This window comes from Duganella qianjiadongensis, assembly GCF_009857915.1.
Classification (GTDB): Bacteria; Pseudomonadota; Gammaproteobacteria; order Burkholderiales; family Burkholderiaceae_D; genus Rugamonas; species Rugamonas qianjiadongensis.
In genome coordinates this window covers 1-25,084 of sequence record NZ_WWCM01000009.1, presented here as the reverse complement: position 1 = coordinate 25,084, position 25,084 = coordinate 1, and the positions used below count along the sequence as shown (strand labels likewise).

Sequence of the window (25,084 nt, the reverse complement as noted above, 5' to 3'; positions counted from 1 at the left end):
CGTTTATGGAAACCTCAGACTAGCACTAATCCGCCAACTGTTCACTTAACTGTGGCGAAACTGCCAAAGCAGTGACTATCAAAAACACATGTAGAAGCGGTTGGCCAGATCGAGCAGAAAGGAGGGCTGCAGATACGCCATGAACACCAGCGCCAGCACGGCCACGCCGGCCGCGCGCAGCAGCCATAGGCGTAGCATCATGCCGCCTTGAGCGCATCGCGCTGCAAGGTACGTTCGTTAATCGGCAGGTTGATCAGGCCAGCCATCACGCCGAGCGCAATCGCGATGCCCCAGACGATGTCATAGCTGCCCTGACGTGCAAACAGATAGCCACCGAGCCAGACGCCGAGGAAGCTGCCCACCTGATGGGAGAAGAACACCACGCCGGCCAGCATGGACATGTGCTTCACCCCGAAGATACCGGCGATGATGCCGTTAGTGAGCGGCACCGTGGACAGCCAGATCAGCCCCATCGCCGCCGAGAAGATATACACCGAGTAGGGCGACAGAGGCGCCAGCAGGAACAGGCTGATCACCACGGAACGGGTCAGATAGATGGACGACAGCAGGTAGCGCTTGGGCAGACGGCCACCGAGCTTGCCCGCATAGTAGGAACCGATAATATTGGTCAGCCCGATCAGCGCCAGCGCCATCACGGCCACGCTAGGGTCCATGATGCCTTTGTCTTTCAGGTAGGCCGGCAAGTGCGCGCCGATGAACACTACCTGAAAACCGCAGACGAAATAGCCCATCATCAGGAACAGGAAAGAGCGGTTGCCGAAGGCCTCGCCCAGCGCTTCGCGTACGCTCTGCTGCGGGCCGTGGTGATGGGTCACGCGCGGTTCGCGCAGGAAGAAAGCCATAGGCACCATGGCCAGCACCACCAGTCCCGCCAGCAGGAAGAAGGCTTGCTGCCAGCCTGCGGCAGAAATCAGTTGCTGCTCGACGGGCATCATCATGAACTGGCCGAACGAGCTGGCCGCACCGGAAATACCGAAAGCCCATGAACGCTTTTCCACCGGCGCGACGCGGCCGATGATGCCGCTCACGGCACCAAAGGCGGTACAGGCCAGACCGAAGCCGATCAGCACACCGGAACCGGCCACGAACAGGGTGGCATCCTGCACCAGCGCCATCCACAGCAGGCCCGCCATATAACTGATTGCGCCGGTAATCACCACACGCATAGTACCGAAACGGTCCGCCGCCATGCCGGCGAAGGGGCCGAACACGCCCCACATCAGATTCTGCAGCGCCAGCGCCAGCGAATAGGTTTCGCGCGTCCAGCCATTCGCCTGTGAAATGGGCTGCATCCAGAAGCCCAGACCGTGGCGCACGCCCATGGCCAGCGTCAGCACCACGCCAGTCGCTATTAACACTGTTTTCAGGGAGGGGGCGCGGTGATCTAGCGACATGATAGCTTTCCGATAAGTGACGGGAGGGCCTGCACAGCGCAGACCCTGAGCCGGACTCAGAATTCTACCTAGTTTGCGGAATCGGCGCTGTAGACCAGTCCGATCTGGCGGCGGATCTCGTCCAGCGTGCCCATGATGGCCAGCGTTTCGTCGTGCGACATCACCGGACTCTCGATCAGGCCGGCACGCAGGCAGCGCCCCACTTCCTGTGCTTCGTGGGTATAGCCATTGCCCGCAATCGGTAACTGCAAGGTACGTTCGCTGCGGCTGCTGCCATCCACCAGCACCACGCTCAGGGTGCTGGTGTTGTGGAAGCGGTCATGCAGGCGCACATAGCCCTTGCTGCCGGAAATAACCAGCTCGGTGGGGCTGCGCGAACGCAGGCTGCACGAGCAGGTCGAGACGCCGCCCTGCTCATGTTTGAGGGTGAATACGGTCTGCATATCCACCCCGCTCGCCGTCATTTCCGCCTGCGCCTGCACAGCCGCGACAGGGCCGAGGAAGTAGGCCGCCATCGACAGCGGATAGATGCCCAGATCGAGCAGCGCCCCGCCACCCAGCACAGGATTGAACACGCGATGCTCGGGGCCGAAATTGGCGGTGAAACCGAAATCGGCGCTGACATTGGCCGGCACGCCGATTTCGCCACTCTCGATAATACGTCTGGCTTCCACCATGGCAGGGATGAAGCGCGTCCACATCGCTTCCATCACGAACAGCTTTTTGCTGCGCGCCAGTGCAATCACTTCCTCCGCCTGACGGCGGTTCATGGTGAACGATTTTTCCACCAGCACGGCTTTGCCGCCATGCAGACATAGCAGCGCATTCTCGTGGTGCATGGGATGCGGCGTGGCGATGTAGATCACATCGACTTCGGGATCATCGGCCAGCGCCTGATAGCTGCCGTGCGCACGTTCAGCGCCGAACTCCTGCGCGAAAGGTGCAGCACTTTCCATGCTGCGCGAAGCCACCGCCACCAGTTTTGCGTCCGGCGTGATCTGCAGCGCGGCAGCAAAAGCCCTGGCTATCTTGCCGGTGCCGAGTATGCCCCAGCGGATAAAGGGAGTAGTGGCGCCTTGCGTCATGCTGTGCTCTTTCTGCCGCCGCTGCGGCGCTATTTAAGGAGGAGTTTCACTCTGGCGTTTGGGGCGGAACACGCTGGTGTCGCCATAGAAGCCGGCATCCTGCTGCGGCCACCAGCCCGGCACGCCCAGTGCCTGCATGGGCATGAAGTCCGCCGTGCTAAGGCCATGCTCGGCCAGCTCCTGCGTTACCCTGGCGTCTATCCAGTGGCGCCGTCCGCTGTGGTCCAGCGTGAAGAATTCGTCATCGGCCCACACCACGCGGGTATGTGCGGTAATGGCTTTGCGCGGCGCTACCAGCTTTTCCATCAGCGCGTGGCCGAACAGCCAGACTTGCGCATCCGGCCCGAAATGCGCGCGCATATCGAGGAAAGCCGTCTGCCACTGGTGCTCGCGCAAGGCCGTCACCAGCGCATGGCCGGCGGCGTTATCGCGCACTACCAGCAGGGCTGCGTTCTCGTCGAAGATGGTGGCGCCATCGCGTGCCGGCCCGCGCGACTTGCCCACGCCGTCACGTGCGATCTGCGCTGCCTGCAGGGCGTTCAGCTGCACTTTAATGCGGGGAAAAGTCAGCCACACCAGTCCATTGAAGAAGTCGTGCAGATTCTCGCGCGTCGGCACGCCGCCTGTGGCACCGATAAAAGCTTCGTAGGCAGTGCCGTCGGGCAGCGCTGCCTGCGGGACGAAATGGGTCGGCAGTCCCTGATGGTTACGCAGGCCCAGCGCAGCCGCCTGCTGGTTCAGCGTATCCATAAAGGGCACTTCGGCCGACAGGAAGCCAGCCGCCGTGCGGATCGAGTCATACCACGGACGCGACCAGTCGATTGCCGACTGCACGCTTTAAACCATTTTCCAGTTGATGGTTTCGCCGGCGTTGAGCGGCACCACCTGCTGGTCGGCCAGCGGCAGGGTTTGCGGCAGCGTCCACTGCTCGCGCTTGAGCGTGATAGTGCCGGTATTACGTGGCAGGCCGTAGAAGGCCGGGCCATTGAAGCTGGCAAACGCTTCCAGCTTGTCCAGCGCACCGGCACGCTCGAAGGCTTCCGCATACAGCTCCATGGCGTGCAGCGCAGTATAGCAACCGGCGCAGCCGCAGGCAGCTTCCTTGGCGCCCTGTGCGTGCGGCGCCGAGTCGGTGCCGAGGAAGAAGCGCTCGTCGCCACTGGTTGCCGCCGTCACCAGCGCCAGACGGTGTTCTTCGCGTTTCAGCACAGGCAGGCAGTAGTAGTGCGGACGGATACCGCCCTTGAAGATGTCGTTGCGGTTGTACAGCAGGTGGTGCGCGGTAATGGTCGCCGCAATCGGGCCTTCCGCTTCAGCCACATACTGGGCTGCGTGCTTGGTGGTGATGTGCTCGAACACGATGTTCAGCGCAGGGAAATCACGCCGCAGCGGGCGCATCACGCGCTCGATGAACACGGCCTCGCGGTCGAACAGGTCGATCTCGGGATCGGTCACTTCGCCGTGCACGAGGAAAGGCATGCCCACTTCCTGCATCACTTCCAGCGTCTTGTAGCAATTGGCCAGATCCGTCACGCCCGCGTCCGAATTGGTGGTGGCGCCAGCCGGATACAGCTTCACCGCGTGCACGATGCCGCTTTCCTGAGCGCGGCGGATTTCATCCGGCGCCGTGTTATTGGTCAGGTACAGCGTCATCAGCGGATCGAAGGCCATCCCTTCCGGCAGCGCGGCCAGAATCCGGCTGCGGTAAGCCTCGGCAGCAGCCGTGGTGGTGACCGGAGGTTTCAAATTTGGCATCACGATCGCGCGGCCAAACTGGCGCGCACTGTGCGGCAGCACGCTGGCCAGCGTAGCGCCGTCGCGCAGATGCAAATGCCAGTCGTCTGGACGGGTGATGGTGATGCTGTCTTGGGTAGTTTCGAGGTCGGACATATGGACGCGCTTTCAGGCTAACAGTGGCGAATTCCGCCATTTTACCCCTACCCGCCCCCTAACTGGCAGAGCGCAGCCCCGCTCAGTGCACTATCCGGGCCAGAAACTCGCGCGCACGCGCGGAGCGCGGCGCGGTGAAAAAGGCTTCCTTGCTACTGTCTTCCACGATCCGGCCCTGATCCATGAACAGCACCCGGTTGGCCACGCGCCGCGCAAAGCCCATTTCGTGGGTCACCACCAGCATGGTCATGCCGTCCTGCGCCAGTCCCACCATCACATCGAGCACCTCGTTGATCATCTCCGGATCGAGCGCCGATGTAGGTTCGTCGAACAGCATGGCGATCGGATCCATTGCCAGCGCTCTGGCGATGGCCACGCGCTGCTGCTGGCCGCCGGACAGCTGGCCGGGAAATTTATCCTGCTGGGCCAGCAGCCCCACCCGCTCCAGATAGTGCAGCCCGCGTGCCACGACTTCCTCGCGGGTACGCCCCAGCACCTTGATCTGCCCCAACGTCAGGTTGTCGCGCACGGACAAATGAGGAAACAGCTCGAAATTCTGGAACACCATGCCTATCCGCGCCCGCAGCGCCGACAGCTTGGTAGCCTTGTCATTGACCTTGACGCCGTCAACGCGGATTTCGCCCTGCTGTACCGGTTCCAGCCCGTTCACGGTCTTGATCAGAGTGGATTTGCCCGAGCCGGACGGCCCGCAGATCACCATCACATCGCCCTTCTCTACCCGTGCCGAGCAGTCCGTGAGTACCTGAAACTGGCCATACCACTTGCTGACGTTGTTAATTTCGATCATATTTGAGCTGCTTAAAAAAACCGCACCAGCGGCTGTGGATGCGGCGCTGCAAGCGCTTGACAGCACTTACGACCACAAGGATACTGCCAAACTTGCCAATAGTTTCATCAGCCGGACCATAAAATACCAGCTGCAGCCCGCGCCAGAACCTTTATGCGGCGGTCACCCCGCCCTCTGCGCAGGCACAGAGAGACACTACCACAGGGAACACACAACATGCAGAAACAAAGCCGACTGACCACTTACATCCTCGTGGGCCTAGCGCTCGGCATCTTTGCCGGCTACCTTGCCAACGTCAACATGGCCAAACCGGTGGAGTTTGCCGATTACATGGCGCTGATTACCACCCTGTTCCTGCGCCTGATTAAAATGATCATCGCCCCGCTGGTGTTCTCCACGCTGGTGTGCGGCATTGCGAAAATGGGCGATGCGTCGGAAGTGGGCCGTATCGGCCTGAAAACCCTGGGCTGGTTCTTCGTCGCTTCGGTGATGTCGCTCAGCCTCGGTCTGGTACTGGTGAACATCTTCCGTCCCGGCGACGCGCTGCTGGGCCATATGGCCGCCGCCACCGGCAAAGTCGATCTGGTGACCTCGGGCCTGACGCTGAAAGAATTCGTCACCCACCTCGTGCCAGCGTCTATCGTGGACGGCATGGCCAAGAACGAGATCCTGCAGATCGTGATCTTCTCGCTGTTCTTCGGTTCCGCCGCTGCTGCCGTGGGCGACAAGGCCAAAGTGATGATCGACGCGCTCGACGGCGTGGCCCACGTGATGCTGAAAGTAACCGGCTACGTGATGCAGTTCGCTCCGATCGCCGTATTCGCTGCCGTGTCGGGCGTAATCGCCAAAAACGGTCTGGGTGTGCTGTCCACCTACGGCGTGTTCATGGCCGAATTCTATTTCGGCATTGCCATGCTGTGGCTGCTGCTGGTCATCATCGGCTTCCTGTTCCTCAAAGGCCGCATCTTCTCGCTGCTGCGCGAACTGCGCAGCCCTACCCTGCTGGCCTTCTCCACCGCATCGAGCGAAGCAGCCTATCCGAAAACGCTGGAAGGTCTGGAGCGCTTCGGTGTGCGTAACCGTCTGGCCGCATTCGTACTGCCTATCGGCTACTCGTTCAACCTCGATGGCTCGATGATGTACTGCACCTTCGCCACCGTGTTCATCGCCCAGGCCTACGGCATCGAAATGTCGCTGGGCCAGCAGATGACCATGATGATGGTGCTGATGCTGACCTCCAAAGGCATGGCCGGTGTGCCGCGCGCTTCGCTGGTGGTAATCGCCGCGACGCTGGGCCAGTTCAATATTCCGGAAGCGGGCATGCTGCTGCTGCTCGGTATCGACCACTTCCTCGACATGGCCCGTTCCGCTACCAACGTGATCGGTAACGGCGTGGCTACCGCAGTGGTGGCCAAGTGGGAAGGCGAACTGGCGGCGCCGGGCGAAACCGATCTGGTACGCGCGCGCTAATCGCTAATCCGCACCAATAACAAAGGCCGCAAATGCGGCCTTTGTCGTTTCCGCCTTCAGAGCGTGTGCTTACGGCTGGCCAGCATAGGAGCGCACCAGTTCATGCAGGAAGGCGCGGCCTTCCATCAGCGATTGCACGCCGATGTACTCGTTCAGGCCATGGATATTACCCAGATCCGGCGTGAGGAATATCCCGCTGATGCCATAGGTGGGAATACCGGCGGCATTAAGGAACTGGCCGTCCGTTGCGCCCGATTGCAGAATAGGCAGCACAGGCACGCCGGGCCACATTTTCGCCGTCAGTTTTTCTACCGGCTCCATGATGGCGCGGGTCAGTTCCGGCGGCGCCGAATTCTCGCCGCGGATTTCCAGCGTCTCCACTTTCACTGCCGGATCGTTGATGGCTTTAACCAGCGCAAGGCGCACCTCTTCCTGCGACACCCCGGGGAAGATGCGGCAGTTGACGTTGGCACGGGCACGCTGCGGCAAGGCGTTAGTAGCATGGCCGGCGTCCAGCATAGTCGCCACGCAGGTGGTGTGCAGCATGGTGGCCCAGCTGATGTCGCGGCTATCGAGCAGCGCTACCGACCTGGCATCTTTCGGATTCTTCTCTACCGCCAGCATGGCCTTGGCTACATCGGGATGGCCTTCTGCTGCCTGTATCCTGGCCATGCCTTTCAGATAGCCACGGCTGCCGTCCGTGAGCTGGTTAGGGAAGCTGAAGGTTTCGATCTTTTTCAGCGCTCCGGCCAGCTGGTAGATGGCGTTGATCTTCTGCGGGCGCGAACTATGGCCGCCACGGTTGGTCACTTCGAGGCGGTAGTTCTGTGCCACTTTTTCGCCGGCCTGCACGGTCATCGAGACACGGCGGCCAGCGGCATTGAGTTCGCCGCCAGCGCCTTCATTCAGCGCGAAGCCTGCATCGATCAGTTCGCGGCGGTTCTTGGTCAGCCACTCGGCGCCGTTGAAGGCACCGGCAGTCTCTTCGCCGCAGGTCAGCGCCATTTTCAGCGTATGGTGCGGGACATAGCCTGCCGATTTGAAGCGCACCAGCGTGTCGGCCCAGATGGCCGCCTGCGCCTTGTCATCCACCACGCCACGGGCGAAGAATTTGCCGTCTTCCTCGATCAGCGTGAACGGGTCGCGGGTCCAGTCTTCGCGTTTGGCTTCCACCACGTCGATGTGCGCCAGCAGCAGGATAGCCTTGGCTTTCGGGTCGCTGCCCGGCAGCACGGCGACCAGACCACCTTCCTTCGGATGGGCCGGGTCGGCAAACAGATGCAAGTCCGCGTCAGGGAAGCCCGCCGTTTTCAGCCGCGCGGCGATGCGCTCCGCAGCCAGCGTGCAGCTGCCGGAGGACAGCGTGGTATTGGTTTCCACCAGCTCCTTGTAGAGCGCGCGGAACTGCTGCTCGCCCGGATCGGAACCGGCGCACGCGCTCTGCACGCAGGCCATCAGCAGACTAGCTGCTCCCAGCATCGAAAGGGACTTCTTCATCTTGGCATCCTTATTTTAGTGAGACTGCTTGTTCCACGTCGCTGACAGGCGAGGCGGGGCTTTCTTCGGCTGACGCCTGCTGGCGCTGCCACATCTGCGCATACAGGCCGTTGGCGGCGAGCAGGCTCTGATGGGTGCCGCGTTCGACGATGCGTCCGTGGTCTAGTACCAGTATCTGCTCGGCGTCGGCCACCGTGGACAGACGGTGCGCAATCACCATGGTGGTGCGGTTGCGGGCGATGTCCTTCAGCTGCTGCTGGATTGCCTGTTCGGCCTTGGAGTCCAGCGCCGAGGTGGCTTCATCGAAAATCAGGATAGCAGGATTTTTCAGCAAAGTGCGGGCAATCGCCACGCGCTGCTTCTCCCCGCCGGACAGCTTGAGGCCGCGCTCGCCCACCATGGTGGCGTAACCGTCGGGCAGGCTCTCGACGAAATCGTGGATGGAAGCGGCCCGCGCTGCGGCCACGATCTGCTCGCGCGTGGCCCCGGGCTTACCGTAAGCGATGTTGTATTCGATGGTGTCGTTGAACAGCACCGTATCCTGCGGCACGATGCCGATAGCGTGACGCAGCGAGTCCTGCGTGATGGCACGCAGATCCTGTCCGTCGATGGTGATGCTGCCCTGATTGACTTCATAGAAGCGGAACAGCAGGCGCGACAGCGTGGACTTGCCCGAGCCGCTATGTCCGACCACGGCGGTGGTGGTGCCGGCAGCGATAGTGAAATCCACCCCGAACAGGATCTGGCGTTTCGGATCGTAGCTGAATTCCACATGATTGAAGCGCACTTCGGCACCATGGGTCTGCAAGGCCTGCGCATCGGCTGCATCGGCCACTTCGCGGTTCTGCTCCAGCAGCGAGAACAGCTTCTCCATATCGGCCAGACTCTGCTTGATTTCGCGGTAGATCACGCCGAGGAAATTAAGCGGTATATACAGCTGGATCATGAAGGCATTCACCAGCACCAGATCACCGAGCGTCATCTTGCCGTCGATGACGCCTTGCGTGGCGCGCCACAGGATCAGCGTCACCGCCGTGGCGATAATCAGCGACTGGCCTGTATTCAGCAGCGACAGCGAGGTCTGCGATTTCACTGCCGCCGATTCGTAACGCTGCAGCCCTTCATCGTAGCGCTTCGCTTCATAGTCCTCGTTGCCGAAATACTTGACCGTTTCGTAATTGAGCAGCGAATCGATGGCCTTGGTATTGGCCTTGGAATCGAGATCGTTCATGGCGCGACGGAAGTGGGTGCGCCAGTCGGTAATAAAGATAGTAAACGATATATATGTGACCAGCGCGACCACGGTAATCAGGGTGAACCAGATATCGTAGTGCGTGACCAGATAGCCCAGCACCAGCGCTATCTCCACCAGCGTGGGCAGTATGTTAAACAGCGTGTAGGAAATCAGCGAGCCCACAGCGCGCGTGCCGCGTTCGATATCGCGCGTCATGCCGCCCGTCTGGCGGTTCAGGTGGAAACGCAGCGACAGCGCATGCAGATGGCGGAACACCTTGAGCGCAATGGTGCGCACAGCACGCTGGGTGACGCGAGCAAACAGGAACTCGCGCAGCTCGGTGAACAGGGTGGTAGAGACGCGCAGCACGCCATATGCCACCAGTGCGCCCAGCGGCAGCACCAGCAGCGCCTGCGGATGGCTGGGCGATACGCTCATCTGGTCGATCAGGCTCTTCATCACCACCGGCACGCCCACATTGGCCAGCTTGGCGCCCACCAGGCAGCCCAGCGCCAGCAGCACACGCCATTTGTACACCCACAGATAGGGCAGCAGAGTCTTGATGGTAGCCATATCGCTACGGGTAGCGGCAGTCGGGCTAGCGGACGAAGGAGCGGGCGAGGAATTAGAATAGCGGCGCATGGCGAAGGTCGGCGTTTTATGGTTCAATCCCGTTAATTGTAGCCCTTCAAGAGATTTTGCGATGACCACCCCAGAAAATACCCCAGCCGTTGCCGTTCAAACCATCAACCGCGGTCTGCCCGCCGGTAAGATGCCGGAACTGCGCATGATGCCCGCGCCCTCCGATGCCAACGTCTACGGCGACGTGTTCGGCGGCTGGATCATGGCGCAGGTCGACATTGCCGGCTCGCTGCCAGCTACCCGCCGCGCCAATGGCCGCGTTGCTACCATTTCGGTGAACTCCTTTGTGTTCAAAAATCCTGTGTTCGTGGGCGATCTGCTGTCCTTCTACGCCGACATCGTCCGCGTGGGGAACACCTCGATCACCGTCAACGTCGAGGTGTATGCCGAGCGCAACCGCCTGCAGGCCGACACCGTCAAGGTGACCGAAGCCACCCTGACCTATGTGGCCACCGATTCGGACCGCAAGCCGCGCAAAGTGCCGCCTATCGAAACCCTGCTGCACCCTTAAGCGCCATTCCACCCCGCCCTGCACCAGCATGGACAGTCCGCGCCGCCAGTTTCTGCTGACCGGCGCCCGTCTGGGCGCGCTGGCAGCGGGCTGCCTGACAGGCAATGCAAGTGCCATGCCTGCCAGCGCCAGCAACTACCCCTTCAGTCTCGGCGTGGCTTCCGGTTCGCCGCTGCCGAATGCCGTGGTGATCTGGACCCGTATCCTGCACGATCCCTTCAACGCTGCCGCCACGCCGCCGCTAGCCTATGTGGTGCGCTGGCAGATGGCCGAAGACGAGCAGTTCCGCCGCATCGTGGCCGAAGGCACGGCCAGCGCCGCACCGGCGCTGGCACACAGTGTCCACGTCGATGTCACGGGGCTGGCACCGGAGCGCTGGTACTGGTACCGCTTTATGCTGGGCGATGCCGTCAGCCCGGTGGGACGCACCCGCACGGCACCGGCGGCTGGCAGCATGCCCGCCCAACTCAAGCTGGCCGTAGCTTCCTGCCAACACTGGGAATTCGGCAGCTATGCGGCGCACCGCCATATCGCCGCCGCTGCGCCCGATCTGGTGGCCTTTCTCGGCGATTACATCTACGAGTGGGGACCTTACCAGCGCCAGCATCCGGCCAGCGCCGTGCGCAGCAACGAGAGTTTTACGCTGGCCGAGTACCGTGCCCGCTACGCCCAGTACAAAAGCGACGCCGACCTGCAGGCCGCCCATCTGGCCGCGCCCTGGATCGTCACATGGGATGACCACGAAGTCGCCAACGACTACGCCAACGACCGCGACGAGCGCCTCGCGCCCGACTTCATGGCACGCCGTGCCGCCGCCTATCAGGCCTTTTACGAGCACATGCCGCTGCGATTGCCACCGGCAGACTTTGCCAACCTGCGCATGTACCAGCGCTATGACTGGGGCCTGCTGGCGCGCTTCCACGTGCTCGACGATCGCCAGTATCGCGCCTACCAGCCTTGCACACCGGCTGGCCGTGGCGGTTCCAGCTCCGTGCTGGAACGGGCCTGCAAGGCCCTCAACGATCCGGCGCGCAGCATGCTGGGGCCGGAGCAGCAGCGCTGGCTGGAACAGGGGCTGGCCAGCTCCGACGCACGCTGGAACATCCTCGCCCAGCAAACGCTGATGGCGCCCAACAGTCAGGTGCCGCTGCTGCACGACGACGATGGCCGCTACTGGACCGATGGCTGGGATGGTTATCCGGCGGCGCGCCAGCGCCTGTTCGACGCCCTGCACAACAGCCGCGCCAGCAATCCGCTCATCCTCGGCGGCGACGTGCACAGCTTCTTTGCGGCGGAACTCAACCGCCTGCCCACGCGGCCACGCTCGCCCGCCAATCCCGTGATCGCCACCGAATTCGTCGGCACCTCGGTGACATCCTCCTCGCGTCCGCAAGCCCGCACCGAGCAGTACGTCAGCATGAACCACAGCCTGCGCTACGGCCGCAGCGACAAGCGCGGCTTCATGCTGCTGCACCTCACCCCGAGCGAGTGCAGCACGCTGTTCCTTGCACTGGACGACGTCCATCAGGCCGACAGCGCCATCCGCACCTGCGCCAGCTTCCTCGTCCAGAATGGCCGTCACGGCCTGATCCGCACCTAAGCAATGGGTAAAAAAAATCGCCTGACGAAGCAGGCGATTTTTAGGGCAGCGCGGCAGCTTAAGCAGCGGCTTTTTCGTCACGCAGCTGGCGCCGCAGGATTTTGCCCACGTTGGTCTTGGGCAGCTCGTCGCGGAATTCGATGTACTTGGGCTTTTTGTAGGCCGTCAGCTCATGCTTGCAGAAGTCCAGCAGCTGCTCCGCCGTCAGGGCCGGATCCTTGCGTACCACGAACAGCTTCACGGCTTCGCCCGAGTGCTTGTCCGGCACGCCGATACAGGCCACTTCCAGCACGCCCGGATGGGAAGCAATCACGCCTTCCACTTCGTTCGGATAGACGTTGAAGCCGGATACGATGATCATGTCCTTCTTGCGGTCGACGATGCGGGTGAAACCGCGTTCGTCCATCACGCCTACGTCGCCCGTCTTGAAGAAGCCATCGGCCGTCATCGACTTGGCCGTTTCGTCGGCACGGTTCCAGTAGCCGGCCATCACCTGCGGACCACGGATAGCGATCTCGCCTGCCTGACCCAGCGGCAGTTCATTGCCGTCGTCGTCGAGGATGCAGACATCGGTCGATGGAATCGGCAGGCCGATGGTGCCGGTGAATTCCTTGATATCGACGCGGTTGGCGGTAGCCACCGGCGAGGTTTCGGACATGCCATAGCCTTCGATAATCGGCGTGCCCGTGAGTTTGAGCCAGCGGTCGGCCACTGCCTGCTGCACCGCCATGCCGCCGCCGTTGCAGACCGAGTAGGAGGAGAAGTCCAGCTTGGCGAATTCGGCATTATTCAGCAGCGCGTTGTACAGCGTATTCACGGCAGGGAACACGGCCACGCGGTACTTGGCCAGCTCTTTGACGAAACCGGGGATATCGCGCGGATTCGGAATCAGCAGATTCAGGCCGCCCATGCGCGTGCCCATGAAGGCGCTCACCGTCAGCGAGTAGATGTGGTACAGCGGCAGCGCGCAGACAAACACCAGCTGCTCGCTCTGCTGCTTGAACTGCAGCCATGCTTCGTTCTGCAACACGTTGGCGATGATGTTACGGTGCAGCAGCACGGCGCCTTTGGATACGCCCGTGGTACCGCCCGTGTACTGCAGGAAGGCGATGTCGTCGTGGCCCTGCTTGACCGCTTCCAGCTTCAGGCGCGCGCCTTCGGCCAGCACGCGCTTGAACGACACGGCCTGCGGCAGCGAATATGCCGGGACCATTTTCTTCACTTTGCGCACTACCAGATTTACCAGCGCGCCTTTGAAAGTGCCCAGCATATCGCCCATGGTCGCCACGATCACATGCTTGACCTTGGTGTGCGCCACCACCTGCTCCACCGTGGTCGCAAAGTTTTCCAGCACGATGATGGCTTCCGCACCGGAATCCACCAGCTGGTGCTGCAGTTCGCGCGGGGTGTACAGTGGATTGACATTCACCACCGCATAGCCGGCACGCAGTATGGCCGCCATCGCTACCGGATACTGCAGCACGTTCGGCAGCATGATGGCCACGCGCGCGCCTGCATGCAGGCCCTTGCTTTGCAGCCAGGCGCCCATCTGCTGCGACAGCTTATCCAGTTCGCGATAGGTGAGGAATTTGTCCATGCACACATACGCATTGCGGTCGGCGTACTTGCTGAAAGCTTCTTCCAGCAAATGGGTCACCGAGCGGTACTGGTTAACGTCGATCTCGGCAGGAACGCCTTCAGGGTAGGATTTAAGCCAAATCTTTTCCATTTGTTATGCAGCTTTCTGGTTCTGGCCGGGCGCTTCATCGCGCAGCATGCGCCGCAGGATTTTCCCGACATTGGTTTTGGGTAGCTCCTCGCGGAACTCGATATATTTCGGCTTTTTATAGCCGGTAAATTGTTCTTTGCAGTAGGCCATCAGCGCTTCCTGCGTCAGATTCGGGTCGCGCCGCACCACGAACACTTTCACGGCCTCGCCCGAGTGTTCGTCCGGCACGCCGATGCAGGCGCATTCGAGCACGCCGGGGTGGGCCGCAATCACGGCTTCCAGTTCGTTCGGATACACGTTGAAGCCGGACACCAGGATCATGTCTTTCTTGCGGTCGACGATGCGCACGTAGCCGTTCTCGTCCATCACGCCCACATCACCCGATTTGAAGTAGCCGTCCGGCGTCATGACTTTGGCGGTTTCATCCGGCCGATTCCAGTAGCCGGCCATCACCTGTGGGCCACGGATGGCGATTTCACCGGACTGGCCCAGCGGCACTTCCTTGCCATCATCATCGAGAATGGCGATATCGGTCGATGGCACAGGCAGGCCTATGGTGCCGGTAAAGGCCGGACTGTCGGCACGGTTGCAGGTGGCCACCGGCGACGTCTCGGACAGGCCATAACCTTCGATAATCGGCACGCCCGTCACTTTCAGCCACTTGTCATTGACCGTCTTCTGCAGCGCCATGCCGCCCGCGTTACAGATCTTCAGACCGGAGAAGTCCAGCGCGCCGAAGCCGGGATGGTTAACCAGCGCGTTATACAGCGTATTCACGGCGGGCAGCATATTGAATTTGTACTTGTGCAGTTCTTTGATGAAGCCGCCGATATCGCGCGGATTCGGAATCAGGATATTCAGTGCGCCCACGCGGGTGCCCCACATGGCACAGGCCGTCAGCGCGAAGATGTGATACAGCGGCAGCGCGCAGACGATGGAAATCTGTTCCTTCATGCCCCCCAGCGCCGGCACCGACCATGCTTCCGTCTGCAGCAAATTGGCCACCACATTGGTGTGGGTCAGCGTAGCGCCCTTGGAAACGCCCGTCGTGCCGCCGGTGTACTGCAGGAAAGCCGGATCGCTGGCCTCCAGCGCCACCGGCGTCAGCTTCATGCCGGCGCCCTGCGCCAGCGCATCTTTGAAGCGCACGGCATTCGGCAGCGAATAGGGCGGCACCAGTTTCTTGACGTTGCGCACCACGAAATTGACCAGCATGCCTTTCAAACCGCCCAGCATCTCGCCCATATTGGCCACGATGATGTGTTTGACGGGTGTGCGCGTCAGCACCTGTTCCAGCGTGGTGGCAAAGTTCTCCAGCACGATGATGGCTTCGCTGCCGGAATCGTTGAGCTGGTGTTCGAGTTCACGCGGCGTGTACAGCGGGTTGACGTTGACCACGGTATAACCGGCGCGCAGGATGGCCGCAATGGCGATCGGATATTGCAGCACATTGGGCATCATGATGGCCACGCGCGCGCCTTTTTTCAGACCACGGCTCTGCAGCCAAGCGCCCAGACGCTTGGAATACAGATCCACTTCGGCATAGCTCAGGTATTTGTCCATGCAGACATAGGCCTTGCGGTCAGCGTATTTGTGGAAGGACTCTTCCATCAGCTGCACCAGCGAACGGTATTGACTCGTGTCTATCTCCGTTGGCATGCCGGGCGGGTAGGACTTCAACCAGATCTTTTCCATGCTGTGCCTCGTGTCTCGTGATCGTTATAAGGGGTCCGGCGCACAGGGCCAGGACAGGCCGGTGTGTCGTCTATGCGCACTTCCGCAGCCTACTTATGTCGATGCTATCGGGCAGCAAGCTCAGACGCAAGCGCATTTAACCATATTTGAACACCCCTTCTAACCGGTATTTTATGCTGCGTCGCAGCATCATTTTGACTGTTCCGTCCCTGAAACCGATTGCGGCGCGATGTCGGCATGCAGCATTACAGGTGGACTCAGTTGCTGCAAGCGTTGCTGGCGCTGGGGCAAATCCAGCGCAGCTAGATTTTGCACTGCAACATAAAATCGAACGAACGTTCGTTCTTGCTTTAATAGATTGCGGAATGCAGGCAACAGTTCGTGGTAAGTTCCCACCGCACTCAGGTGGGCATTACTGAGCGGCTGGGCAAACCAGCGGTCATAACCGGCATAGCCGCCCCAGCTGATTTTCAGCTGCTGGTATTCATTTTGCAGGTGCGCAAAGATACGCGCCTTGCGGACCCGTTTGTGGTGCGCACTGCTCTTTTCCCCATACAGCTGTTCCAGCATGTTGCGGTGCATTAGCAGCAAGGCAAGAAATTCCTGCCGGCGCGCATTGTACTGGACGTAGGCGGCGCGCATCGCCTCATTGCCATACAGTTCCAGCCAGCGTTCCAGCCCGGCCTCCTCCACCGCCGTGGCAAAGCTTTCGTTAAACGTGCTGTCACCGGGCACGTAGGCCACCTGATGTGCCAGTTCATGAAAAATCATGCGCGCCAGTTCGGCATCGGAATAATGGATGAAGGTCGATAGCAGCGGATCGCTGAACCAGCCCAGCGTGGAATAAGCGGGCACGCCGCCTACCTGCACATCGTTGCCTTCCTGACGCAAGGTGGCCGCAAACGCCTGAGCATCGTCCTTGCTGTAATAGCCGCGATAGCTGACGCAGCCGGCAATGGGAAAACACCAGCGCAAGGGTTGCAGCGAAAACTCGGGGGTGGCCACCACATTCCACAATACAAACGGGCGGCTCAGTGCGGCGTAATTACGGTAACTGGCATTGTCCGGCAAGCCCAGTTCCTGCACGGCGAAGCGGCGTATCAGCAGGGCTTTTTCCAGCCTTGCCTTGAGTTTGGGATCAGTGGCGGGATCACCAAGCCAGTCCTCGATGGGGCGGGCGTCGGACCACAGCGCATACTGGCCCTGCGCCGCCTGCACGTAGTACTGCAACTGGGCGCATCCAGCCAGCCCCAGCAGTAACAGCCCCAGCCGCCACCTTGCCAGCCATGGTCTGGCGCGGACTGGGCGGTGGGCAGGCTGGCACATACTTCACCTTCAGGTGGCGACTCTTTCGACTTCGACCAGTGTATCGTAGAACGTCGGCGCACGGCCCATGTCGGTCAAGCGCTGGCTGGTCACTTCATTCGCGTTCTTGCCGTCACGCGCCAGCTTCTTCCACCACACGGACAGCCCTACCACCAGACCGGCACGGGCTTTATCCGTGACGCGGGCCTTGGCGATGAAACTGCCGCGGTCATTGAAGATGCGCACCATCTCGCCATCGCTGATGCCGCGTGCCGCGCTATCGTCCGGATGGATGTCCAGATGCGGCTCGCCTTCGGCCGCACGCAGGCTCTTCACGTTCACAAAGGTCGAGTTGAGGAAGTTACGGGCTGGCGGAGAAATCATCGCCAGCGGATAGCGCTGGGCCAGCTCCGGATTGCTGGCCACCGATTCATACGGTGCGATGTAAGCAGGCAGCGGATCGAGCCCGTCGGCCGCCATGCTGGCCGAATAGAACTCGCATTTGCCGGATGGCGTAGGGAAGCCGCCTTCGGCGAACGGCGCATCGGGCATATTCAGCTTCTGCCAGCCCTTCTGCTTGAGCGCATCCCAGTCGAAGTGGATGGCACGCGCATCCTGACGGTTGAAGGCCATGGCCGCCAGCTCGTCGTCGCTGTCCTTGAAGCAGGGATCGGTAAAGCCCATGCGCGCCGCCAGCAGACGGAACACTTCCGTATTCGGCTTGGCTTCGCCCAGCGGAGCAATCGCCGCGTTATTGGCCATCATGTACAAGTGGCCGTAGGCGCTGTGCGCATCCACGTGCTCCAGCTGGGTGGTGGCGGGCAGCACGATATCGGCGTAGTCCACCGTATCGGTCTGGAAGTGTTCGAGCACCACGGTGAACAGGTCCTCGCGGGCAAAGCCTGCCATCACCTTGGACGAATCCGGCGCAATCGCCAGCGGATTGGCGTTATACACGATCACCGCCTCCACTGCCGGACCGAACTCCGCCGAACCTGGACGCAGCAGGTCGTCGCCTATGGTGGTCATATTGATGGTGCGCGGCTGTTTTGCCAGCAAGTCGGGCCGCTGCAGCGCCCCTTTATTGGTCGGGAAGCCGCCGCTGGCCGACAGCTGCACGCCACCGGCTGCATGGCGCCATGCCCCCACCAGAGCTGGCAGACAGGTCAGGTTACGCACCGCCATGCCGCCGCCATGCACGCGCTGCACGCCGTAGTTGGTGCGGATCGCCACCGGTTCGCCCGCTTTGGCCATGCCGCCATACAGGCGCGCCAGTTCTACCACTTCGGCAACCGTGATGCCACAGGTCTCGGCGGTACGCTCGGGCGTCCATTCCGCCACGCGCTGCTTGAGTTCTTCAAAGCCCACGGTGTAACGGGCGATGTAATCATGATCGAGCAGGTCTTCGGCGATCAGCACATGCATCAGCCCCAGTGCCAGCGCTGCATCCGTACCCGGCAGCAGCGCAATGTGCTGGTGGCATTTCTCAGCCGTCAGCGAACGGTAGGGATCGATGGCGATCAGCTTGGCGCCGCGCCGCTTGGCTTCCTGCGCACGGGTCCAGAAGTGCAGATTCGAAGCGATAGGATTGCCGCCCCAGATCAGGATCAGCTTGGCATTCTGGAACTGTTCGAGATCGGTGCCTATGGTGGCGCCTATGGTGTATTTGTAGCCGGTAAAGCCTGCCGTGGCGCAGATGGTGCGGTCCAGCAGCGAGGCGCCCAGCTGGTGGAAGAAACGGGCCGACATCGATTCGCCCTGCACCAGCCCCATGGTGCCGCAATAGCTGTACGGCAGGATGGCTTGCGGATCGCGTGCGGCGATGCTGCCGAGGCGGCTGGCGATGGTGTCCAGCGCCTCGTCCCAGCTGATGCGCTCGAATTTGCCCTCGCCTTTTTTGCCCACCCGGCGCAGCGGGTACAGCAAACGCTCTTCGTGATAGGTGCGCTCGGTGTAGCGCGATACCTTCGTACACAGCACACCGGCCGTGGTTGGGTGGTCGGGGTCGCCTTTGACGGCCGTGGCCACGCCGTCTTCCACCGTCACCAGCAGGGCGCAGGTGTCAGGGCAATCGTGTGGGCAGGTGGCGCGAACAACTTGTGTGCTTGTCATGTCTTTCATCCGGATTACAGCATGCGAAACCCGTATCGTAGCCGATTCTGGGCTTGCTGGATTTGTTTGCCTGACAAGGGCTACAATGGCTGTTCTCGCTGCCCACGAGGCAGGCGAACCCAACACTGGAGACGCAGATGAAATTAGTTGATCCCATCATTGCATTTCAAGCGGAAATACAGCAGATCCGCCGTGACCTGCACGCCCATCCCGAGCTCTGCTACGAAGAGCAGCGCACTTCCGACATCGTCGCCGCCCAGCTGACGGCCTGGGGCATACCCGTCATCCGTGGTCTGGGCAAGACGGGCGTGGTGGGCATCATCCAGCACGGCACATCCAGCCGCGCCATCGGCCTGCGCGCCGATATGGATGCACTGCCTATGCAGGAAATCAACACCTTCGCCCACGCCTCGCGCCATGCAGGCAAGATGCACGCCTGCGGCCACGATGGCCATACCGCCATGCTGCTCGGTGCTGCCAAATATCTGGCCGAGCACCGCAATTTCGACGGCACCGTGTATCTGGTGTTCCAGCCGGCCGAAGAAGGCGGGGCCGGTGCGCGCCGCATGATAGAAGACGGCCTGTTCGAACAATGCCCGATGGATGCGATTTATGGCATGCACAACTGGCCCGGCGCCGCCGCCGGTACCATGAGCGTGACGGCAGGCCCGATGATGGCGTCCAGTAACGAGTTCTACGTCACCGTCAAAGGCAAAGGCGCCCACGCGGCCCAGCCGCACAAAGGCATCGATCCCGTGATGATCGCCGTGCAGATCGCGCAAAGCTGGCAGACCATCATCAGCCGGCAGAAGAGCCCGCTTGATACGGCCGTGCTGTCGATTACCCAGATTCACGCTGGCAGCGCCACCAACGTTATCCCCGATGAAGCCAATCTGGTCGGCACGGTGCGCACCTTCACCCAGCCCGTGCTGGACATGATAGAGCAGCGCATGGGCGAAGTAGCCCGGCACACGGCGGCCGCCTTTGGCGCCGAAGTGGACTTCAAGTTCCGCCGCAATTACCCGCCGCTGGTCAACCACGCCGAGCAGACCCGCTTTGCGGTGGAAGTGATGAAGGAAGTGGTGGGCGCGGAAAATGTCGACGATCAGGTCGAACCGACCATGGGCGCGGAAGACTTCGCCTTCTTCCTGCAGGCCAAACCGGGCTGCTACGTTTTCATCGGCAATGGCGAGGGCGAGCACCGCGACGGTGGTCACGGCCTCGGCCCCTGCGTGCTGCATAACGCCAGCTACGACTTCAACGACAACCTGCTGCCGATAGGCGCCAGTTTCTGGGTCAAGCTGGTGGAAAAAGCGCTGGCGCCAGTCTGAACCTTAGGCTAAGCGGTCCGCTGCGTCGCCCAGACGCACGCCGGGATTGATCGCTTCCAGCCCCAGCAGCCCGGCCGCATGGTCGGCCTGCGGTACGGTCTGCACCAGCGACTGGTAGCGCTGCGTCACCAGTTCGGTTATCGGCAACTGCAAGCCCGCCGCCTGGGCGGCGGCCAGAATGTTCTGCTGGTCTTTCAGCTGGGTCTTGACCTGACCACCGGCGACAAAATTCCGTTCCAGCATACGCTGGCCATGTACATCAAGAATTTTGCTCTCGGCAAAGCCGCCGCGTATGGCCGCGCGCATGGCCGCCGGATCGGCCCCCGCCGCCTGTGCCAGCAGCAAAGCTTCCGCCACCACGTTGATGGTGGCGCCCACGATCAGCTGGTTGCACAGCTTGGCCACCTGCCCGCTTCCGGCCGGCCCCACCAGCGTAGGACGTCCCATCGCCTGCAAGACCGGCGTGGCCTCGTCAAAGTCAGCCAGCGTGCCGCCCGCCATGATGGCCAGCGTACCGGCCGCGGCGCCGCCTACGCCGCCCGAAACCGGCGCATCGATAAAGCGTCGTCCCTGTGCCGACAGCAGTGCATGGAAGGCCTGCGCTTCGTCCTGACGGGTCGAACTCATATCCACCCACAGCGCGTGCGGTGCCAGTGCCGGCAAGGCATCACGCATCACCGTGCCGACGATGGGTCCGGCTTCCAGCATCGAGATCACCATGCCAGCACCACGCACGGCGCTGGCCAGATCCGGCGCCACTGTAGCTCCTGCCGCCGCCAGCGGCTGTGCCTTGGCCGCCGTGCGGTTCCAGACCGTCACCGCATGACCGGCGGCCAGCAGCCGCCGCACCATGGGATCCCCCATCAAACCTATGCCTAGGAAGGCAATATCTGTCGCCAAAACCTACTCCTGAAATCAACAATTGCGGAGGCACCGGAATTATTCTGCAAACACCGGTACAATCTTCGTAGCCGTATAAATTTTAGATACAGCATCACTTCAGTAAGGATACTATGTTCACGAAAAAAGTTTTGGCGTCTGTCGCCATGCTGTTGGCTATGCAGGGTGCATACGCCGCCAATGACCAGCTGGTCGATTCCGTTTCGATTGACTATGGCAGTGCTGCCAAAGTACAGATGGTGCGCCTGAGCGCCGCCAAAGACTGGGATGTACGCTGGTTCCAGTCGAACGGCACCCACCTGAGCGGTTACTGGGAACTGAGCGCCGGCGCATGGAAGGAAAGCCAGTACAAGAATATCTCGGGCAATACCGCCCACCTATGGGATGTCGGTTTCACGCCTGTGTTCCGCTTCGAGAATGACAACAAGAAGGGCCTGTACTACGAAGGCGGCATCGGCGTGCACCGCCTATCCAAGCTGTACGACAACGATACCTACCGTCTGTCCACCCACTTCCAGTTCGGTGACCACATCGGTGTAGGCTATGTGTTCGACAACAACTGGGAAGTCGCCGGCAAAATCCAGCACTTCTCCAACGGCGGCTACAAGAAGCCGAATACGGGCGTGAACTTCCTCGAAGTGAAAGCTGCATACCACTTCTAAGCGCAGCCGCCACAAACAAAAATCCCCTTGGTCTCAAGGGGATTTTTTTTATCAGGACAGATTCGACTCGGCGACAATTTTCCAGTTCTTGCCTTCGCGCGCCCAGTACTGCTTCTTGCGCACGGCATGGCGGAATTTACCGGCCACTATCTGCTGGGTAAAACTGCTCACGATCATTTCTTCCTGACTAGGCTGGCGGAAGAATGCGGAATCGGTCACCGTCACGCTGATATTCTTGACCCCGGGCAGATAACGGTTCTTATCCAGCCACGTATTCAGGTCGCCATCATTGCTGGACTTGAAGCGCACCGAATAGAGCGAACGCAGAGCAGTCTCGTCGCGGTTCTCCACATCACGGCGCCAGTTCTCCACCAGCGAACTGGCCACCCGCAGATCGCGCTCCAGCTGCTCCTTGCTGACAAACTCCACCTGATCGCCGATCAGCACCGGTGTCTTACCCACTTCCACGATACGGGTCAGCAGATTCAGATCATCATTACTCACCACCACGCAACCGTCGGTGGACAGCGGAGGACGGCTGAAGGTTTCGTTCGGCACCCCGTGTACCCAGATACCCGAGCCGCCGCGGCCCTGCACCTTGTCCCAGTCATTCGGATAATCGAGCGGCAGCGCGCCCTTGCCATACAGATCAGGCAGCTTCACACCGGGCAGACGACCTACGATGTTATACACGCCGACAGGCGTGCGCATATCGCCTTCCTTGAGCTTGTTAATGCCCAGCTTGCCCTGGCTCACATAAAAGTCCTGCAGCAAGCGGATCTGGTCGTTACGGTTCTCGTACAGGTACAGGCGCGAATGCTTAGCATCGACGATCAGCGCGTGGCGCTGGTCCTTGCGCAACTGCAGCAGCGCACGCGGCAGCAGCGTGGGCGACGGACGGCCCGGCTCGGCCTGCATGCGCACCGTGGCTTCACGGCGCAGGTCAGCCAGTTTGGCATCCGTGCCGACTGGCGCCGTCGGCACCATCGCGGCCGCCCCTAGCGCCGCAACGGGACGGGTATGCATGAGCAGGATATCGCCACGGATCAGATGGCCGAGGCGGAAGGTGGGATACGCCTCCACCAGCGCATCGGCCTTCTGCTGTGCAGCACGCAGATTATGCTGGGCCAGATCCTTGTGTATCTCGGCCAGCATGGTTTCCGGATTCGCTTTGGCGGGCGCAACGGCCCGCACGGGCTTTCTGGCGGCGTAGCTGAACTCGCCAGCCAGCAGGCCGAAAAAAACGACGGACAGCGCAATGCGCGTCCGCCACGAAGTTTTAAATCTTGAATATGACATCAGCTACCCGAAGACTCCTGCTTGATCTGCCATTTTCCACCATTTTTGGTGAGCACGAGCACTTTACGGCTTCTTGCCGTCAGCCGATCCGATTCGTAGGTCTGGCGGAAGCTGACTTTCGCCGTATTTCCGGTGATGACCACTTCCGGCGAAGCCACTTCCACCCGGATACGTCCTTTGCCTTCGATGCGGCTACGGCGCTCTTCCGCCCATGCCTTGTGGGTCATACCCTTAGGTGGTTCGAAATCACGGCTATAGTAACCGAGGTAGGAATCCACATTCTGGGCAGCCCAGGCTTTAGCCCATCCATTAACCTGTGCCAGCACCGCATCACGATCGCTGGTGTCCGGTTTAGCAGGCTTAGGAGCTTCAGGCTTGGCTGGCTTGGGCGGCTCAACTTTCGCCGGTTCAGGCTTGGCGGGCGCAGGGGCAGGCTTGGCAGGCTCCTGTTTCGCCGGAACCGGCACAGGCAGCGGCACCGGAACAGCCGGCTTGGCGGCAGCCGGCGCTGGCGCAGGCACGGGAAGCGGTACTGGTGCAGGCGCCGGTTTGGCAGCGGCGGCAGCTGGTGGCGGTGTCACCGACAGCGCAGGAATACGCGCCAGCATGGTGTTCTTGCCGCTATCAGCAGGAATCTGGGAAATCAGCGGTGGCGCAGCTGGGCGGCCGGCCTGGGCAACCTGCGTGGCCGGTGCCGGCGCTGGTGCAGCGGCCGGAGCCGGTGCCGGTGCGGCTGGCGGCAGTTCCGGCACACTACCTTTCACGCCGGTAGTGCTGGAGAAACTGCGCAGCAAAGTCAGGCGCGATTTCGCCGGCGTATTATTGGCACCCAGTGCCAGCGCTTTATCGTAAGCCTGGCTGGCCATCTTGCCATACACGTCGCCCAGATTCTCGTAGGCCGTCATATAGCTGGGATTGGTGCGGATAGCTTTTTCCAGCGCAATCCGGGCCTTATCGTACTGGCCGCTAGCGGCATACAGCACTGCCAGATTGTTATACGGTTCCGGCAGATCCTTGTAATCTTCGGTTAGTTTCGTGAAGACAGCAATCGCCTCTTCAGACTTGTTCTGCTCCGTCAGCAGCACGCCTTTCATGAAGCGCATTTGCGGATCGGCAGGATGTTTCGCGAGGTATTCGTTGGCTTTACTGAGCGCTTCTACCACCTTGCCAGCCTTGGCCAGCTTACCTACATCGGCAATCTCGTCGGCGTAGGCCGGCGCAAACATACAGAGGGATGCCACCATGCCAGCGGCACTGAGAGCACGGTACAGCGCTGTCTTATTTTTCATCAGGATAGAAAGCAAGCACGAAAGTCCACATGGTACACCCTTAGTTTCTCTAACTCAAAATCTAGAGTGTAAACACCATGTGTTTTTTGCTACACAAATGCAAAAACCCCCACCTGCACTGTACGCGATCAATTCGCATATGGCGGTGGGGGTTCTCTTAATAACTAGCTTGACGATAACCTACTTTCACACTGGTTGCAGCACTATCATCGGCGCAGAGTTGTTTCACGGTCCTGTTCGGGATGGGAAGGGGTGGGACCAACTTGCTATGGTCATCAAGCTTTGACTTGTACGAGCCGCGTTCACACGAACGTTGCTCAGAATCTGGAATAGTAAGTAATCAGCATTTAATGCTGGGGTAATGAAGTTGTCTCAACAACGTTTAACGGTCTTCTTACCTATATCCTGCTAAGGTTATAGGGACAAGCCGTACGGGCAATTAGTACTGGTTAGCTTAATGCATTACTGCACTTCCACACCCAGCCTATCAACGTCCTGGTCTCGAACGACCCTTCAAAGAGCTCAAGGCTCTGGGAAATCTCATCTTAAGGCAAGTTTCCCGCTTAGATGCTTTCAGCGGTTATCTCTTCCAGACTTAGCTACCCGGCAA

General features: G+C 60.9%; 20 protein-coding genes and 2 rRNA genes. 5 read left to right on the top strand and 17 right to left on the bottom strand.

What is annotated here, in order from left to right:
- Positions 1 to 78 precede the first annotated feature (78 nt).
- The 6 genes from GTP27_RS24060 to GTP27_RS13810 all read right to left on the bottom strand — a co-directional run bounded on the left by GTP27_RS24060 (position 79) and on the right by GTP27_RS13810 (position 5,198).
- On the bottom strand, positions 79 to 201 hold the full coding sequence (locus GTP27_RS24060) for a hypothetical protein (RefSeq protein ID WP_267874321.1): 123 nt from the start codon (positions 199 to 201) through the stop codon (positions 79 to 81).
- On the bottom strand, positions 198 to 1,415 hold the full coding sequence (locus tag GTP27_RS13830) for an MFS transporter (protein ID WP_161039764.1): 1,218 nt from the start codon (positions 1,413 to 1,415) through the stop codon (positions 198 to 200). Before GTP27_RS13830 ends, GTP27_RS24060 begins: the two co-directional genes overlap by 4 nt.
- Positions 1,416 to 1,483: 68 nt before the next feature.
- Positions 1,484 to 2,500: a Gfo/Idh/MocA family protein gene (locus tag GTP27_RS13825; RefSeq protein WP_161039763.1), complete on the bottom strand. Its 1,017-nt coding sequence runs from the start codon at positions 2,498 to 2,500 to the stop codon at positions 1,484 to 1,486.
- A gap of 33 nt (positions 2,501 to 2,533) precedes the next feature.
- A complete protein-coding gene (locus GTP27_RS13820) occupies positions 2,534 to 3,334 on the bottom strand; it encodes a DUF3025 domain-containing protein (protein WP_161039762.1) in 801 nt (266 codons plus the stop codon).
- Between the two features lie 3 nt (positions 3,335 to 3,337).
- A complete protein-coding gene (pyrC, locus tag GTP27_RS13815) occupies positions 3,338 to 4,390 on the bottom strand; it encodes a dihydroorotase (protein WP_161039761.1) in 1,053 nt (350 codons plus the stop codon).
- An 82-nt stretch (positions 4,391 to 4,472) separates the two neighbouring features.
- Positions 4,473 to 5,198 (bottom strand): amino acid ABC transporter ATP-binding protein, encoded by a 726-nt coding sequence (locus tag GTP27_RS13810; RefSeq protein ID WP_161039760.1) that lies wholly within the window; start codon positions 5,196 to 5,198, stop codon positions 4,473 to 4,475.
- A 216-nt stretch (positions 5,199 to 5,414) separates the two neighbouring features.
- Here GTP27_RS13810 and GTP27_RS13805 point away from each other — a divergent pair, with 216 nt between their 5' ends.
- Positions 5,415 to 6,668: a dicarboxylate/amino acid:cation symporter gene (locus GTP27_RS13805; protein WP_161039759.1), complete on the top strand. Its 1,254-nt coding sequence runs from the start codon at positions 5,415 to 5,417 to the stop codon at positions 6,666 to 6,668.
- A 69-nt stretch (positions 6,669 to 6,737) separates the two neighbouring features.
- On the opposite strand, the gene GTP27_RS13800 is transcribed toward GTP27_RS13805, so the two are convergent.
- Positions 6,738 to 8,165 carry a M20/M25/M40 family metallo-hydrolase gene (locus GTP27_RS13800; RefSeq protein WP_161039758.1) on the bottom strand — a complete coding sequence of 476 codons (1,428 nt, stop codon included), beginning with the start codon at positions 8,163 to 8,165 and terminating at the stop codon, positions 6,738 to 6,740.
- 10 nt (positions 8,166 to 8,175) lie between these two features.
- A complete protein-coding gene (locus GTP27_RS13795) occupies positions 8,176 to 10,041 on the bottom strand; it encodes an ABCB family ABC transporter ATP-binding protein/permease (protein ID WP_161039757.1) in 1,866 nt (621 codons plus the stop codon).
- A 61-nt stretch (positions 10,042 to 10,102) separates the two neighbouring features.
- Between GTP27_RS13795 and GTP27_RS13790 the strand changes: the two genes are divergently transcribed.
- Both GTP27_RS13790 and GTP27_RS13785 read left to right on the top strand, forming a co-directional pair.
- Positions 10,103 to 10,552 (top strand): acyl-CoA thioesterase, encoded by a 450-nt coding sequence (locus GTP27_RS13790; RefSeq protein ID WP_155436619.1) that lies wholly within the window; start codon positions 10,103 to 10,105, stop codon positions 10,550 to 10,552.
- Positions 10,553 to 10,580: 28 nt separating this feature from the next.
- Positions 10,581 to 12,152, top strand: a complete 1,572-nt coding sequence (locus tag GTP27_RS13785) for an alkaline phosphatase D family protein (RefSeq protein WP_161039756.1) — start codon at positions 10,581 to 10,583, stop codon at positions 12,150 to 12,152.
- 58 nt (positions 12,153 to 12,210) lie between these two features.
- Here GTP27_RS13785 and GTP27_RS13780 read toward each other — a convergent pair whose 3' ends face one another.
- The 4 genes from GTP27_RS13780 to GTP27_RS13765 all read right to left on the bottom strand — a co-directional run bounded on the left by GTP27_RS13780 (position 12,211) and on the right by GTP27_RS13765 (position 18,993).
- Positions 12,211 to 13,881 carry a long-chain fatty acid--CoA ligase gene (locus GTP27_RS13780; RefSeq protein ID WP_161039755.1) on the bottom strand — a complete coding sequence of 557 codons (1,671 nt, stop codon included), beginning with the start codon at positions 13,879 to 13,881 and terminating at the stop codon, positions 12,211 to 12,213.
- 3 nt (positions 13,882 to 13,884) lie between these two features.
- The gene (locus GTP27_RS13775) at positions 13,885 to 15,576 is read right to left on the bottom strand and encodes a long-chain-fatty-acid--CoA ligase (protein ID WP_161039754.1); all 1,692 of its coding nucleotides are present in this window, start codon (positions 15,574 to 15,576) and stop codon (positions 13,885 to 13,887) included.
- A 189-nt stretch (positions 15,577 to 15,765) separates the two neighbouring features.
- Positions 15,766 to 16,902, bottom strand: coding sequence for an aminopeptidase (locus GTP27_RS13770; RefSeq protein ID WP_161039753.1), 1,137 nt, complete (start codon positions 16,900 to 16,902; stop codon positions 15,766 to 15,768).
- Between the two features lie 9 nt (positions 16,903 to 16,911).
- A complete protein-coding gene (locus GTP27_RS13765) occupies positions 16,912 to 18,993 on the bottom strand; it encodes a molybdopterin-containing oxidoreductase family protein (RefSeq protein ID WP_161039752.1) in 2,082 nt (693 codons plus the stop codon).
- 137 nt (positions 18,994 to 19,130) lie between these two features.
- On the opposite strand from GTP27_RS13765, the gene GTP27_RS13760 reads away from it, so the two are divergent.
- On the top strand, positions 19,131 to 20,324 hold the full coding sequence (locus GTP27_RS13760) for a M20 aminoacylase family protein (protein ID WP_161039751.1): 1,194 nt from the start codon (positions 19,131 to 19,133) through the stop codon (positions 20,322 to 20,324).
- A 3-nt stretch (positions 20,325 to 20,327) separates the two neighbouring features.
- Here GTP27_RS13760 and GTP27_RS13755 read toward each other — a convergent pair whose 3' ends face one another.
- Entirely contained in the window at positions 20,328 to 21,224 is an 897-nt protein-coding gene (locus tag GTP27_RS13755) for an NAD(P)-dependent oxidoreductase (RefSeq protein ID WP_286173223.1), read from the bottom strand.
- A gap of 146 nt (positions 21,225 to 21,370) precedes the next feature.
- Between GTP27_RS13755 and GTP27_RS13750 the strand changes: the two genes are divergently transcribed.
- On the top strand, positions 21,371 to 21,886 hold the full coding sequence (locus GTP27_RS13750; RefSeq protein WP_229633875.1) for an acyloxyacyl hydrolase: 516 nt from the start codon (positions 21,371 to 21,373) through the stop codon (positions 21,884 to 21,886).
- A gap of 51 nt (positions 21,887 to 21,937) precedes the next feature.
- On the opposite strand, the gene GTP27_RS13745 is transcribed toward GTP27_RS13750, so the two are convergent.
- The 4 genes from GTP27_RS13745 to GTP27_RS13730 all read right to left on the bottom strand — a co-directional run.
- Complete coding sequence (locus GTP27_RS13745; protein WP_161039749.1) at positions 21,938 to 23,185, bottom strand: L,D-transpeptidase family protein; 1,248 nt, start codon at positions 23,183 to 23,185, stop codon at positions 21,938 to 21,940.
- Positions 23,185 to 24,474 (bottom strand): L,D-transpeptidase Cds6 family protein, encoded by a 1,290-nt coding sequence (locus tag GTP27_RS13740; RefSeq protein WP_161039748.1) that lies wholly within the window; start codon positions 24,472 to 24,474, stop codon positions 23,185 to 23,187. The genes GTP27_RS13745 and GTP27_RS13740 overlap by 1 nt, the downstream gene beginning before the upstream one ends.
- A gap of 167 nt (positions 24,475 to 24,641) precedes the next feature.
- Positions 24,642 to 24,754 (bottom strand): 5S ribosomal RNA (gene rrf / locus GTP27_RS13735).
- Between the two features lie 138 nt (positions 24,755 to 24,892).
- Positions 24,893 to 25,084 (bottom strand): 23S ribosomal RNA (locus GTP27_RS13730); the annotation flags it as partial.